At 69.8% G+C, this 13,474-nt stretch carries 8 protein-coding genes; all 8 read right to left on the minus strand.

Annotation, left to right across the window (positions count from 1 at the left end):
* Positions 1 to 9: 9 nt before the first annotated feature.
* The gene (ubiA, locus tag ABL843_RS29920) at positions 10 to 909 is read right to left on the minus strand and encodes a 4-hydroxybenzoate octaprenyltransferase (RefSeq protein ID WP_418118387.1); all 900 of its coding nucleotides are present in this window, start codon (positions 907 to 909) and stop codon (positions 10 to 12) included.
* Positions 899 to 1,474, minus strand: coding sequence for a Dps family protein (locus ABL843_RS29925; protein WP_126021199.1), 576 nt, complete (start codon positions 1,472 to 1,474; stop codon positions 899 to 901). The genes ubiA and ABL843_RS29925 overlap by 11 nt, the downstream gene beginning before the upstream one ends.
* A gap of 154 nt (positions 1,475 to 1,628) precedes the next feature.
* Positions 1,629 to 2,594: a LysR substrate-binding domain-containing protein gene (locus ABL843_RS29930; RefSeq protein WP_126021198.1), complete on the minus strand. Its 966-nt coding sequence runs from the start codon at positions 2,592 to 2,594 to the stop codon at positions 1,629 to 1,631.
* A gap of 74 nt (positions 2,595 to 2,668) precedes the next feature.
* Positions 2,669 to 3,910 carry an acyltransferase family protein gene (locus ABL843_RS29935; protein ID WP_418118388.1) on the minus strand — a complete coding sequence of 414 codons (1,242 nt, stop codon included), beginning with the start codon at positions 3,908 to 3,910 and terminating at the stop codon, positions 2,669 to 2,671.
* Positions 3,911 to 4,076: 166 nt separating this feature from the next.
* Positions 4,077 to 4,298 carry an MbtH family protein gene (locus tag ABL843_RS29940; protein ID WP_418118389.1) on the minus strand — a complete coding sequence of 74 codons (222 nt, stop codon included), beginning with the start codon at positions 4,296 to 4,298 and terminating at the stop codon, positions 4,077 to 4,079.
* A 28-nt stretch (positions 4,299 to 4,326) separates the two neighbouring features.
* Entirely contained in the window at positions 4,327 to 5,649 is a 1,323-nt protein-coding gene (locus ABL843_RS29945) for a glycosyltransferase (RefSeq protein ID WP_418118390.1), read from the minus strand.
* 1 nt (position 5,650) lies between these two features.
* A complete protein-coding gene (locus tag ABL843_RS29950; RefSeq protein WP_418118391.1) occupies positions 5,651 to 13,180 on the minus strand; it encodes an amino acid adenylation domain-containing protein in 7,530 nt (2,509 codons plus the stop codon).
* 70 nt (positions 13,181 to 13,250) lie between these two features.
* Positions 13,251 to 13,439 (minus strand): hypothetical protein, encoded by a 189-nt coding sequence (locus ABL843_RS29955; protein ID WP_418118392.1) that lies wholly within the window; start codon positions 13,437 to 13,439, stop codon positions 13,251 to 13,253.
* Positions 13,440 to 13,474 lie beyond the last annotated feature (35 nt).

Genomic DNA, 13,474 nt, shown 5'->3' on the forward strand with positions numbered 1-13,474 from the left:
GTGGCGTGCTCAACGCAGCGCGTAGCCGGCCACGACACCGGCGAACACGGTGAAGCCCAGCCAGTGGTTCAGCCGGAATGCCTTGAAGCAGCCTTCGCGCGTGCGGTCGTGGATCAGCCGCCAGTGCCACAGAGCCTGCGCCGCAGCCACGGCGATGCCCACATAAAACAGCACGCCCAGCGAACGGCTGGCGCCTGCCCAGGTCCAGACCGCGAGGAAGATCGCGTAGCTCGCCATTACCGCCGCGACATCGAAGCGGCCGAAGGTGATGGCCGATGTCTTCATGCCGATCTTCAGGTCGTCGTCGCGGTCGACCATCGCATATTCGGTGTCGTAGGCCAGCACCCAGAACAGGTTGCCCGCGAGCAGCACTGCCGCAAAGAGCGGCACGGTCGACTGCACCGCCGCGAACGCCATCGGAATGCCGAAGCTGAAGGCGATGCCCAGCACCGCCTGCGGCACCGAGACGAAGCGCTTGGCGAAGGGATAAACCAGCGTGATGGCCAGCGCCGCGAACGACCACAGTACCGTCGTGCGGTTGGTCGTGAGCACCAGCCCGAAGGACACCAGCGCCAGCACCACGCCCAGCCCCAGCGCCTCCTTGACCGACAGCTCGCCGCTGGTGACGGGCCGCTGCGCCGTGCGCTTCACGTGACGGTCGAAGTCGCGATCGGCCACGTCGTTCACGCAGCAGCCGGCGCTGCGCATGAGGAAGGTGCCGAGCGTGAACACGATGAGCAAGTGCCAGCCCGGCCAGCCGCCCGCCGCGAACCACAGCGCGCCCAGCGTGGGCCACAGCAGCAGCAGCCAGCCCGCCGGGCGGTTCCAGCGGATCAGGTCGAGATACAACGCAAAACGCCCGCGGCGAGCCGCGGGCGCGATGACGGGGGGAGCGGAATCAGTCTTCAAGGAGGGAACGCAGCATCCAGGCCGTCTGATCGTGCACCGTGCAGCGCGCGGTCAGCATGTCGGCCGTCGGGTCGTCGCCGGCTTCTTCGGCGACAGGAATGAATTCGCGCGCGATGCGCGACACGGTCTCGTGGCCCTTCACCAGGATGCGCACCATCTCCATCGCCTTGGGCGGGTTCTGCGGCACGTCGGGCACGGTGGCGATCTTGCTGAACTCGGCGTACGAGCCAGGGGCGTAGTGGCCCAGTGCGCGGATCCGCTCGGCGATCACATCGGTCGCGCCCCACAGCTCGGTGTACTGCTGCATGAACATGGCGTGCAGCGAGTTGAAGTGCGGGCCCGTCACGTTCCAGTGGAAGTTGTGCGTGGTGAGGTACAGCGTGTAGGTGTCGGCCAGCACGCGACTCAGGCCTTCGGCGATGGCGGCGCGGTCCTGGCGCTCGATGCCGATGTTGATGATGGGCGCATTGCGGCTGCCCGACTCCTGCGCGACCTGCTTGCCGCCCTTCTTGGGCACCTTGCCGGCGGAAGCTGCTGACGATGGTTTCTTGGAGTCTTTGGCCATGGCGGGAGATCCTTTTCTTCAGTCGATTTCTTGGAGGGGGTGTTCGCTTCGATTCTGGAAGCCGGCACGCGGCTTCGCAACAGTGCCACTCTATCTCAGCGATCAACGATTCAAAACAGCCCTCGCGTAGGCCAAGTTCTCGACATTCGATCCGCTACGAAAGGCGCTTCACGCCCGGCAGCTCGCACGCATAGATCGCGTTGCGCAGCGCGGCGATGGCCTCGTAGCGCGTGAAGGTGCGCCGCCATGCGAGCACCACGCGGCGCGTGGGCGGGTCGCGGTCCTGCGCGTCGCGCACCGGCAGGTAGCGCACCATCTGCTCAGCCTCCTTGCGGCCCTTGACCTTGGGCTTGAGCGCATCGGCCGGCACCGACAGGCGCGGCACCAGCGTCACGCCCATGCCCGAGGCCACCATGTGCTTGATGGTCTCGAGCGACGAGCCCTCGAAGCTCTTGCGGATGCCCTCGGCGTTGCTCGAGAAGCGCGCGAACTCCGGGCACACCTCCAGCACGTGGTCGCGGAAGCAATGGCCGGTGCCCAGCAGCAGCATGGTCTCGCTCTGCAGTTCTTCGGACGTGATGGATTCGCGGTCGGCGAACTTGTGCTTGTTGGGCAGCGCCGCCATGAAGGGCTCGTCGTACAGCGGCGCCATCGCGAGGCCGGTGTCGGGAAAGGGCTCGGCCATGATGGCGCAGTCGATCTCGCCGGCGCGCAGCATCTCCAGCAGCTTGGCGGTGAAGTTCTCCTGCAGCACCAGCGGCATCTGCGGCGTGCGCGCGATCACCTGGCGCACGAGGTCGGGCAGCAGGTACGGGCCGATGGTGTAGATCACGCCCAGGTTCAGCGGGCCGGCCAGCGGGTCCTTGCCGCGCTTGGCGATCTCCTTGATGCTGGCTGCCTGGTCGAGCACGCTCTGGGCCTGCTGCACGATCTGCTCGCCTAGCGGCGTGACGGTCACTTCGCCGGCACTGCGCTCAAAGAGCTTGACCTCGAGTTCGTCCTCGAGCTTCTTGATCGCAACCGAGAGGGTCGGCTGTGAAACGTAGCAGGCCTCGGCCGCCTTGCCGAAGTGCCTTTCGCGGGCCACTGCGACGATGTATTTGAGTTCGGTGAGAGTCATAGCTTGCGTCAATTATGCGCAAGGGTGTGTGACGAGGATGGCCTGGGGTCTTCAGGACCACGGCCATCCCCCGTTCAAGGCCCCGCCGCCTGCGCCGCGGGCATCCCGCGCGGCCCGGCCCGCAGGCGCCGGCCCCGCGCGATTCCCGGCTTCTCGACCAGCCGGTAGCTGACCACCGAGGCCGCCACCAGCAGCAGCGCGCAGGCGGTGCCCACCAGCCAGTACTGCATCGCCCCGGCCATCGCGAACTCTCTCACCGGCCGCAGGCCGAACACCAGCGTCAGCACCAGCCCCTGCAGCAGGTAGATGCTGTAGCTCGCCGTGCTCATGCGCCGGGCCGCGCGCGTGGCCAGCAGGCCGAAGAGGGTGCTGCCGGTGCACACCAGGTGGAAGAACACCCAGAGCAGCAGCACCTGCACTGGACCGACCATGTGCTCGAAGCCCAGGAAGACGCCTCCAAGGCAGGCCAGCGCGAGCAGTGAAGCCGATCGCTGCGGCAGCTTCGGCCCGCCGCGCCGAACCAGCCAGGCCGACAGCATGCCCATGAGAAACGATGCCAGCACCCAGGCCAGTGCCCCGATCACCAGCGCGAGCGTAGGCCGCGAGGGCGTGGCGCCCGGCGACAGCGCCGCGAAGCACAGCAAGGGCAGGCACAGCAGCAGCATGAGACCGAGCACGAACCGGGGTGTGCGATCGCCCCGTGCGAGCGGCGCCATCGGCCGCAGCGCCCCGTAGAACAGCCACTCCACGAAGACCGTCCACGTCACGCCAGCGAGGATCAGCGTCGTGCCGGCATAGCCGTTGATGTCCGGCTGCAGCGGCCAGATGCCGAGGGCCAGCCACTGCAGCACTGCGCCGAGCAGGGACCACACCGGCTCCCTGAGCTCGAAGCCGGTGCGCCATGCGACCGCAAGAAACATCAAGCCCACCGCCAGCAGATAAGTCGGGCCGATGCGCCAGAGCCGGCCGGCATACAGGCCGCGCCAGTCCGGCCGCCCCTTCGCGTCGAGCAGCTTTCCCCAGAACAGGAAGCCGGTGATCATGAAGAAGACGCCCACGCCCGCCTGCCCCAGCAGCGTGTGGAAGCCCGAGGGCGGAAAAGTCCACTCGCCATGCTCGATGTAGCCATGGGTCACCATCAGGTGATGCACGAACACGCTCAGCGCGAGAAAGCCGCGCAGCCCGTCGAGCGTGGCGGTGCGGTGGTCGCGTGAACTGTGCCGCGGCTCGTCGGCCGCGCGGAACACCGGGAGCGCCATCGCGCCGAGCACCACCAGCACGAGCACGAAGTACGGCCAGGCAGAGAAGACGCTCATCGCCGGCTCGGCCCGCCCCGCTGCCGCGGCTTTTCCCGCCTCCCTTCGGCCGAGCCGGCGCGTTCCTTCCGCTCGCCGGAGGCGGCGCTCACATCACCGGCCGCGGACGAGCGCAGGCGCGCCGCATATGCCCATGCGGCGCCGCGCCGGTGCAGGGCGAACACCCTCATGCGCCCGCAGCATCGAGATCCTTCGCCGCAAGGGAGCGCGGGCGCATGTCCGTCCAGTTCGCCTCGATGTAGGCGCCGCACGTGGCGCGGTCGGTGGCGGGCAGCGCCACCTTCCAGCCGGCGGGCACGTCGATGAAGGCGGGCCACAGCGAGTGCTGGCCTTCGTCGTTCACCAGCACCTGGAAGGTGCCGTTCGTGTCGTCAAACGGGTTGCTCATCTTCTCTGCTTCCTTTGGGGGTCTTCGATCAGGCGATGGCCAGGCAGCCGGGCGCCGCGGTCTCGCGCAGCGCCTCGAGTGCTGCCGATATCTCGGTGAGCGCGTGGTGGCGCGCGAAGTCGTCGCGCAGCGCGCCCGCACGCTGGCGATAGGCGGGCTCCTTCAGCAGCCTGCGCACCGCGTCGCCGATCTGGCGCGCGGTGGGCTGCCCGCTGCCCAGGTTGATGCCGGCGCCCGACCAGGCCACGCGTGCGGCGATCTCCGGCTTCTCCTCGGTGGCGCCCGCTACCACCAGCGGCACGCCGAGGCTCAGCGCATGGTTGACGGAGCCGTAGCCGCCATTGGTGACCATCGCGTGCACCTTGGGCAGCAGGCGGTCGTAGGGCAGGAAGGGCAGCACGCGCGCATTCGCGGGCAGCGCCATGTTCAGCGCCTCGGGCTGCGGGCCGCCCGTGGTCGCGATGACCTGGATGTCGCCCGCACCGGCCAGCGCCTGCAGCGTCGGGCCGATCAGCTGCGCCGGGTTCTGGTTGGCCAGCGTGCCCTGCGTCACCAGCACCACGGCGCGGCCGTCGTCCAGCTCGTGCCACCAGTCGGGCTCCGCGAAGTCGCGGCTGGCCGGCGCGAGCAGCGGGCCGACGAAGCGCACCGAGGCAGGCAGGTCGCTGCGCGGGTACTCGAAGGATTCGGAGGTGAGCTGCAGGTAGACGTCCGGCAGCTTGACCATCGCGTCGATGAAGAACTCGGGCAGTGCCGGCAGGCCCGCGCAAGTCAGCAGCGCGTCGAAGTAGCGCTGCACCTCGCCGAACATCGCCTGCCTGAGGTTGGCGTTCATCGCCCGGTTGCGCACGCGCCCTTCCGGCGTGGACGACGGCGGCAGCGCGGTGCCGAAGAAGGCGGTGTCGCAGCTCGACAGCGGCAGCGCCGAGATGCCGACGGCCACGATGGCCGGGCGCTGCTCGCGCGGCCCCAGCAGCAGCGGGAAGGTGCCGCAGAACATGGTGTCGACCACGATCGCGTCGGCCGCGAAGTCGCGCAGGATGGCCTCCAGCCCGGCCCGCTGCGCCGCCATGGCGTCGGCGAAGAAGTGCTTGAGCCCGAAGCACAGCTGCGCATGCGCCGACGGCAGCCGCTGGCGCTGCGGAAAGCGCTGGTCGAGTTCGTGGTGATCGAAGTCGATGGAGGCGTCGAAGGGCGTGAAGCCCGCGCCGGTGGCCTCGGCCTGCGCGCGGAAGCGGCTCGCCGTGTGCACCCGCACCTCGTGCCCGAGGCCCACCAGATGCTGCGCGATGGCGAGCATCGGCAGCACATGCCCGGGCAGCGCGGTTGCCGCGATGAGGTAGCGCGCCATCTCAGGCCACCTGCGACGCGCTGGTCTCGACCGGAGGGCGCGCCTTGGTGTCGATGCCGAGGTCGACGAAGTAGCGCTGCAGCAGGTCGCGGTCCACCGGGCGGATCGCCGCGCCGATGGCCTGCAGCTGCGCGTGCGTGGCCTCGCCGCTCACCTTCGGCGGCGTGGCCGAGGTGTCGTAGCGGTCGAGAATCGCCAGCACCGCTGCGAGGTCGCGGTCCTGCCCCACGGCGAGCCGCGCATGCGCGCGCTGCAGCCACGGTTCGAGCCCGACGGGTTCGAGCCGCATGCCGAGCCGCTCGAACACGGCCGGAATGTCGCGCACCCGCAGCGCCTCCTGGCTCGTCAGGTGGAACACCTGGCCCCACGAGGACTGCAGTGCCGCGAGGCCGAGGATGGCGCGCGCAACGTCGTCCACCGGCGTGAGGTTCAGTGGCAGGTCCATGTCGGGAATGGCTTCGAGGTCGGCATAGAGATGCGCCACGCGCCAGATCAGGTCGTCGGCGTTGCAGATCGCGTGCGTGTGGTCGCCCGTGACCGCGCCCAGCCGGTAGATCGCCACCGGCATGCCGCGCGACTGCGCCTCGCGCGCCAGCGCGTCGCCCACCCACTTGCTCTGGCTGTAGCCGTCGACCAGCCCGCGCCAGGAGGCCAGGGCCGACTGCTCGGTGACGGTGGCGCCTTCCTTGCCGTTGTTCTGGTCGATCACCGCCAGCGTCGACACGTAGTGCATGCTCTTCGGCCGGCCCTGCGCGGTCCATTCGAGCAGCGTGACCACGCTGTCGACATTGGCCGGCTTCAGGCTCGCGTAGGGATGCAGGAAGTCCACCTGCGCCGCGCAGTGGTAGATGGCGTCGCAGCCCTCGCGCACCAGCTGCACCGCGCTGTCGTCCAGCCCCAGGCGCGGCTTGCCGAGATCGCCGGTCACGACCTCGATGCGCGCGTCGTCCCAGATCGCGCCGAGCTGCCGCTGCGCCAGCGTGAGCTGCAGGCGGCGCCGGCCGGCCTCCTCGTCGGCGGCGCGCACGTGGCAGACCACGCAGGCCGAGGTGTCGCGCAGCAGCGCGGCCAGCAGGTGGCTGCCGACGAAGCCGCTGGCGCCGGTCAGGAACACGCGCTTTGCGATCAACGGCGGCAGGGCCACATGGGGCTGGATGTACGCCGGCAGGTCGAGCTCGCGCGACAGGTCCAGCGCCTGGGCGCCTTCCGTGTTGTCGTCCAGCCATGCGGCCAGCGCCGCGACGGTCGGCCGGTTGTAGACCTCGGCATGCGGAAAGTCCGCGCGCACCTGCTGACGGATGCGCATGCCGAGCTGAATGGCCATCAGCGAATGCCCGCCGAGTTCGAAGAAGTTGTCGTGGATGCCCACGCGCTCCAGGTGCAGCGTCTCGGCCCACAGCGCGGCGAGCTGCCTTTCGGTGGCGGTGCGCGGCTCGACATATGCCGAGGCGGCCTGCTGGCCCGGCGCGGGCAGCGCCCTGCGGTCGAGCTTGCCGCTCTGGGTGAGCGGCAGGAACGGCAGGTGCACGAAGGCCGAAGGCACCATGTAGTCGGGCAGCGACTGCGCCATGTGGGCGCGCAGCTCGGCGGGCTGCGGATCGGACGACGCCACCACGTAGGCCACCAGGCGCTTCTCGCCCGGCATGTCCTCGCGCGCGATGACGGCCGCCTGCGTCACCTGCGGATGGCGCAGCAGCACCGATTCGATCTCGCCCGGCTCGATGCGGTAGCCGCGGATCTTCACCTGCTGGTCGGCGCGGCCGAGGAAGTCGAGGCTGCCGTCGTTGCGCCAGCGCACCAGGTCGCCGCTGCGGTACATGCGGCTGCCGGGCTCGCCGAAGGGATCGGCGACGAAGCGCTCGGCGCTCAGCAGCGCGCGGTTCAGGTAGCCGCGCGCGACGCCGCTCCCCGCGATGTAGAGCTCGCCCGCCACGCCTGGCGGCACCGGCTGCAGCGCGTCGTCGAGCACGTACACGCGCGTGTTCCACACCGGCGTGCCGATGGTGGGCGGCTCATCGCCGTTCATCGGCGCGCTGGTGCTCGCACAGATGGTGATCTCGGTCGGGCCGTAGGCGTTGACCATGCGGCGGCCCCTGGACCAGCGCGCGGCCAGTTCGGCGGAGCAGGCATCGCCGCCCACCACCACCGTCCGCAGGTACGGGTACTCGCCCTCGGGCAGCGTCGCGAGCGCGGCCGGCGGAATCAGCGCGTGGCTCACGGCCAGCCTGTCGATCAGCGCGGCCAGTTCCGCGCCCAGCACCTGCTGCGCCGAGGGCACCACCAGCGCGGCGCCGGCGTGGAAGGCCATGAGCAGATCCATCACCGAAGCGTCGAAGCCGCTGGAAGAGAACTGCAGCACGCGCGAGCCGTGGTCGATGGCGAAGCGCTGCGCCATCGAGGCGCCGAGGCTGCTCAACCCTTGGTGCGGCACCACCACGCCCTTGGGCTTGCCGGTGGAGCCGGAGGTGTAGATGACGTAGGCAGCATCGCGCGGGTCGGCCGCGCGCGGCTGCGCCACGGGCCCGTCCGACTGGATGGCCAGCGCTGCGACGGTCTCGTCGCTGTCGAGCGCGAGGCAGTGCGCAATGCCGGCCAGTTCCGGCAGCAGCGACGTGTGCGTCAGCACCGCGGCAGGCGCCGCCTCCTCGAACACGAAGGCGCTGCGCCCAGCCATGTGGTTCGGGTCGATCGGCAGGTAGGCCGCGCCGGCCTTCACGATGGCGAGGTGCGCCACCACGAGGTCGAGCGAACGCGGCAGCACGGTCGCGACGATGTGGCCCGCGCTCACGCCCCGCCCGCGCAGCAGGTGAGCGAGCCTGTTGGCGCGCAGGTCGAGCGATGCATAGCTCACGACGGAAGCGTCGTCGAGCACCACGGCCGCCGCATGCGGGCGCGAGGCGGCGTGCGCCTCGATCATGGCCGCGAGCGAGAGCGGCGCGATGTCGTCTCGCGTGCCGCCGCTGCGGCCGCTCCAGTCGTGCAGCAGCCGATGGCGCTCTTCTTCGCCGAGGATGTCCAGGCCGTTCAGCGCGGCGTCGGGCGCATCGCAGGCCTGCTCCAGCAGGCGCACGAGCCGCTGGCCGATGGCCTCGACGGTCGCGCGGTCGAAGATGTCGATGCTGAACTGGATGCCGCCCGCGATGCCGCCAGGCAGCCCGTCGGCGCCGCGCTGCTCGTCGAGGATGAAGGACAGGTCGAACTTGGCCGTGTCCACCTCTACCGGCTGCGGCGTGATCGACAGGCCCGGCAGCCCGAAGGAGAGCCGGTTGCTGCCGCTCTGGAAGCCCAGCATCACCTGGAACAGCGGCAGGTTCGCGCCGCCGCGCTGCGGGCGCAGCAGCTCCACGATGCGGTCGTACGGGAACTCCTGGTTCGCATAGGCCGCGAGGTTGGTGGCGCGCACCCGCGCGACCAGCTCGCGCAGGCTGGGCTGGCCCGCGAGGTCGGTGCGCAGCACCAGCGCGTTGACGAAGCAGCCGATGAGCTCGTCCAGCGCGTGATCGCTGCGGCCTGCCACCGGCGTTCCGATGACGATGTCGTCCCCCGCGCCCAGACGGTTGAGCAGCCCCGCGAGCGCCGCCTGCAGCACCATGAAGACGCTGGCCTGGCCGTCGCGCGCCAGCTGCAGCATGCGCTCGTGCACCTGCGGCGGAATCTGCAGCGGCACCACGTCGCCGCGGTAGCTGGGCACGGCCGGATGCGGGCGGTCGACCGGCAGGCTCAGCCGCTCGGGCAGGTCGCGCAGGGTCTCGCGCCAGAACTCGCGCTGGCGCCCGGCCATGCTCTCGGGGTCGTCTTCGCTGCCCAGCAGCTCCTGCTGCCACAGCGCGTAGTCGGCGTACTGCAGCGGCAGCGGCGCCCAGCCCGGTGCCTTGCCTTCGCTGCGTGCGGCGTAGGCCACGCTCAAGTCGCGCGCCAGCGGCAGCAGCGAGGCGCCGTCGCCCACGATGTGGTGGGTGAGCAGCAGCAGCACGTGCTCGTCGTCGGCCAGCCTGAAGAGCTGCGGCCGCAGCGGCGCGGTGGTGCCGAGGTCGAAGCCGGTGCGGGCGGCGGCATGCAGCTGCGCGGCGATCCCGTCCTCGCTGCTGTCGGCCTCGACCAGCAGCGCGCGGGCCTGTTCGCCTTCGAGGATGTGCTGGTAGGGCAGCCCGTCCTCGCTCGGGTAGATGGTGCGCAGGCTCTCGTGGCGCTGCACCAGGTCGTCGAGCGCCGACTGCAGCGCGGCGCGGTCGAGCGTGCCCGACAGGCGCAGCGCCAGCGGCATGTTGTAGGCGGGGTTGGCGTTCTCCAGCTGGTTCATCAGCCAAAGGCGGCGCTGCGCGAACGACAGCGGAATGCGCGCCGGACGCGGCATCGGCACCAGGCTCGGGCGCGCCTGCGAGGCCTGGTCGAGCAGCTCGGCGAGGCCGGCGATGGTGGAGACCTGGAACAGCGTGTCCAGCGGCAGGTCGATCATGAACTGCTGGCGGATCATCGAGATCAGCTGCACGATCATCAGCGAGTGCCCGCCGAGCTCGAAGAAGTTGTCCTCGATGCCCACGCGCGGCAGGTGCAGGGTCTCGGCCCAGAGGCGCGCGAGGATCTTCTCGGTGTGCGTGCGCGGCGCCACGTAGGGCGTGGCCGCCTGCAGCTCGGGCGCGGGCAGCGCGCGGCGGTCGAGCTTGCCGCTGGGGCCCAGCGGCAGCGCCGGCACGTTGACGAAGGCCGAGGGCACCATGTACTCGGGCAGCGACTGCGCGAGATGGGTGCGCAGGTCGGCCGCCTGCGGATCGGCTCCCTCGGCGGCAACCACGTAGGCCACGAGGCGCTTCTCGCCCGGCACGTCTTCCCGCGCGACCACCGCCGCCTGCGCGACCTGCGCGTGCTGCAGCAGCGCCGATTCGATCTCGCCGGGCTCGATGCGCAGGCCGCGGATCTTCACCTGCTGGTCGGCGCGGCCCAGGAAGTCGAGGCTGCCGTTCTTGCGCCAGCGCGCGAGGTCGCCGGTGCGGTACATGCGGCTGCCGGGCTCGCCGTAAGGGTTGGCCACGAAGCGCTCGGCGCTCAGCAGCGGACGCTCGAGATAGCCTCGCGCAAGGCCGACGCCCGCGATGTACAGCTCGCCCGTGGTGCCGGGCGGCACGGGCTGCAGGCCGCTGTCGAGCACATGCATCTGCGTGTTCCAGATCGGCCGGCCGATGGGCACGCTGCTGAGCGAAGACGGCGCGTCCTCAGCCTCGCGCGGGCACTCCCACGAAGTGACGTCGACCGCGGCCTCGGTCGGTCCGTAGAGGTTGTGCAGCTCGCAGGGCAGCTGCCGCTGGAACTGCGACACCAGCGCGGGCGACAGTGCCTCGCCGCTGCAGATCACGCGCCGCAGCGAGGCGCACTCGCGCGCCTTCGGCTCGAGCAGGAACACTTCCAGCATCGACGGCACGAAATGCGCGGTGGTGATGCCTTCATCGGCGATCAGCTTCGCGAGGTAGGCCGCGTCCTTGTGGCCGCCGGGCTTCGCGAGCACCAGCGTGGCGCCGTCGATCAGCGGCCAGAAGAATTCCCACACCGACACGTCGAAGCTCGACGGCGTCTTCTGCAGCACGCGGTCATCGGCCTTCAGGCGGTAGCGGTCCTGCATCCAGCGCAGGCGGTTGACGATGGCGCGGTGCGACACCACCGCGCCCTTGGGCTTGCCGGTGGAGCCGGAGGTGTAGATCACGTAGGCCGGATGCGCGGGGTCGATGGCCGCGCCGGGCGCGGCATCGTCGCCGTTCGCCGTATTCGCCAATGCGGCAAACGTTTGCGCTACATCGAGCAAGAGCTTCGGCGTATCCGCCGGCAACGACTCCGCGAGCGCTTCGGTGGTGACGAGGCAGGCGGGCCGCGCGTCGCCAAGCATGAAGGCGATGCGGTCCTGCGGGAAGTCTGGGTCCACCGGCAGATAGGCGGCGCCGGTCTTCAGCGTGGCGAGCAGCGCCACCATCAGGTCGAAGGAACGCGGAATGGCCAGCGCCACGGTGCGCTCGGGGCCTGCGCCATGCGCGCGCAGCAGGTGCGCGAGGCGGTTGGCGCGGCGGTCGAGTTCCTCGTTGCTCATCGCCTCGCCCTCGAAGCGCAGTGCGATGCCTTGCGGGTTGGCGGCGAGCTGCGCTTCGATGAGCGCGACGAGGTTCGTCCCGGGCACTGCGTGCACCGTGTCGTTCCACGTCACCAGCAGCTGCTCGCGCTCGGCGGCATCGAGCAGGTCGACGTGGCCGATGGCCTGCGCGGGCTGGCGGATCACCGCCGTCATGAAGGCCAGCAGCCGGCGCTGGTGGTCGGCCAGCGATTGCGCGGTGTGGATCGCGGGGTTGGCGTCGAAGTCGATCTGCAGGTCCTGCCCGTTGCCGCGCTCGTACAAAAAGATGCCCAGGTCCTCGGCCGTGCCGTTGGACAGGTTGCGCGGCCATGCGGCGTGGCCGGCGAAACGGAAGTCGTAGTCGAAGGGCTCGACGTTGACCACCGTGGTGAAGAGCTGCCGGTTGTTCACCAGCATGTTGAGGTCGCTGCGCAGATGCTCGTAGCGGTAGGACTGGTGCCGCAGGATCTGCCGCATCTGCCGCCCCACTTCGGCGATCAGCTCTGCCACCGGCAGGTCGGGGCGCATCGCCAGGCGCAGCGGCAGCGCGTTGGCCACCATCGCGGGCACGCGGCGCATGCGGTCGTTGTGCCGCGCGGTGACAGGGATGCCGATCACCATGTCCTCGACGCCGGTGGCGCGGTACAGGTAGGCGGCGGTGGTCGCGATCAGGATCTGCGGCAGCGTGGCGCCGAGCTGCTGCGCGATGTCGGCCAGGGCGCGCACGCTTTCGGCCGGCAGGTAGGCGGTCTGGCGCAACAGGCCGCCGACGTTCACCGAGCGCTGCGAGGCCAGGCTCAGCGGATCGGGCGCGTCGGCGAAGCGCTCCGTCCAGTACTGCCTGTCGCGCGGGTAGCGTCCCGATTCGCGATAGGCCTTGTCTTCCTCCATCAACTGCGAAATGGGCGCGAGGCGCGAGGCCTCGGGCACCTCCGTGCCGGCGATGCGTGCGCTGTAGACGTCGGCGAAGCGGCGCGCGATGAGCCCGCCGCCGAAGCCGTCGAGCACGATGTGGTGGCTGCGGTGGTACCAGACGTGGTGGTCGTCCGCGAGGCGGATCAGCGCGGACATCCAGAGCTGGTCGCGCGCGAGGTCGTCCTTGCGCGTGAAGTCGGCCTGCATCCAGGCTTGCGCGGCGGCGGCCGGATCGTGCTCGCCGCTGAAGTCCAGGAAGGGCATCTCGCGGTTGAAGACGGGCGCCACCACCTGCCGCGGGCCCTGCGCGGTGTCGACGAAGCTCAGGCGCGTGGCCTCGGCCTCTTCGGTCACCTGCCGCATTGCGGCCATGAAGACGTCCGCGTCGATCCAGCCCTCGATCTCGACGGCTTCGGCGAGGTTGAAGTTGGTGTCCGGCGAGGCGAACTTCGCGCCGAGCCACATCGCCATCTGGCCCGTAGTGAGGACCGATGCGGCACCCAGGGGATCGACCGTGCTCATGAATTTCTCCACGTCTTGAATTGAATCGGCGAGCGATCGTTTCCCGCAGGAAACATTCGCAAACTCCGAATCAATGTACAAGCTGTTTCAATAATTTCAGCGACAGCTTCCCGGGTGAAAACATTTCACGTGAGGCGTTGAGAGAGAAAGATTTCATCGGGAAGTGGTCACCCGATTCGCGGCCGGAAAATCCGATGGCTTTCGTCGTAACCGCAAGCGCAAGCGCAGGAAATGGAATGTTGCAACGCAGCAACTTCATCTGCTGGGCGTAGGGTTTTCGCTCCGCCCGCGGTC

The organism is Variovorax sp. 350MFTsu5.1, assembly GCF_048302515.1.
In the GTDB taxonomy this organism is placed as follows: Bacteria; Pseudomonadota; Gammaproteobacteria; order Burkholderiales; family Burkholderiaceae_C; genus Variovorax; species Variovorax guangxiensis.

Excerpts from the sequence above, each read along its gene's own strand:
- ABL843_RS29935 (WP_418118388.1), bottom strand. The coding sequence starts at position 3,910 with ATGAGCGTCTTCTCTGCCTGGCCGTACTTCGTGCTCGTGCTGGTGGTG.
- ABL843_RS29925 (WP_126021199.1), bottom strand. The coding sequence starts at position 1,474 with ATGGCCAAAGACTCCAAGAAACCATCGTCAGCAGCTTCCGCCGGCAAG.
- ABL843_RS29945 (WP_418118390.1), bottom strand. The coding sequence starts at position 5,649 with ATGGCGCGCTACCTCATCGCGGCAACCGCGCTGCCCGGGCATGTGCTG.
- ABL843_RS29955 (WP_418118392.1), bottom strand. The coding sequence starts at position 13,439 with ATGAAGTTGCTGCGTTGCAACATTCCATTTCCTGCGCTTGCGCTTGCG.
- ABL843_RS29930 (WP_126021198.1), bottom strand. The coding sequence starts at position 2,594 with ATGACTCTCACCGAACTCAAATACATCGTCGCAGTGGCCCGCGAAAGG.
- ABL843_RS29940 (WP_418118389.1), bottom strand. The coding sequence starts at position 4,298 with ATGAGCAACCCGTTTGACGACACGAACGGCACCTTCCAGGTGCTGGTG.
- ABL843_RS29950 (WP_418118391.1), bottom strand. The coding sequence starts at position 13,180 with ATGAGCACGGTCGATCCCCTGGGTGCCGCATCGGTCCTCACTACGGGC.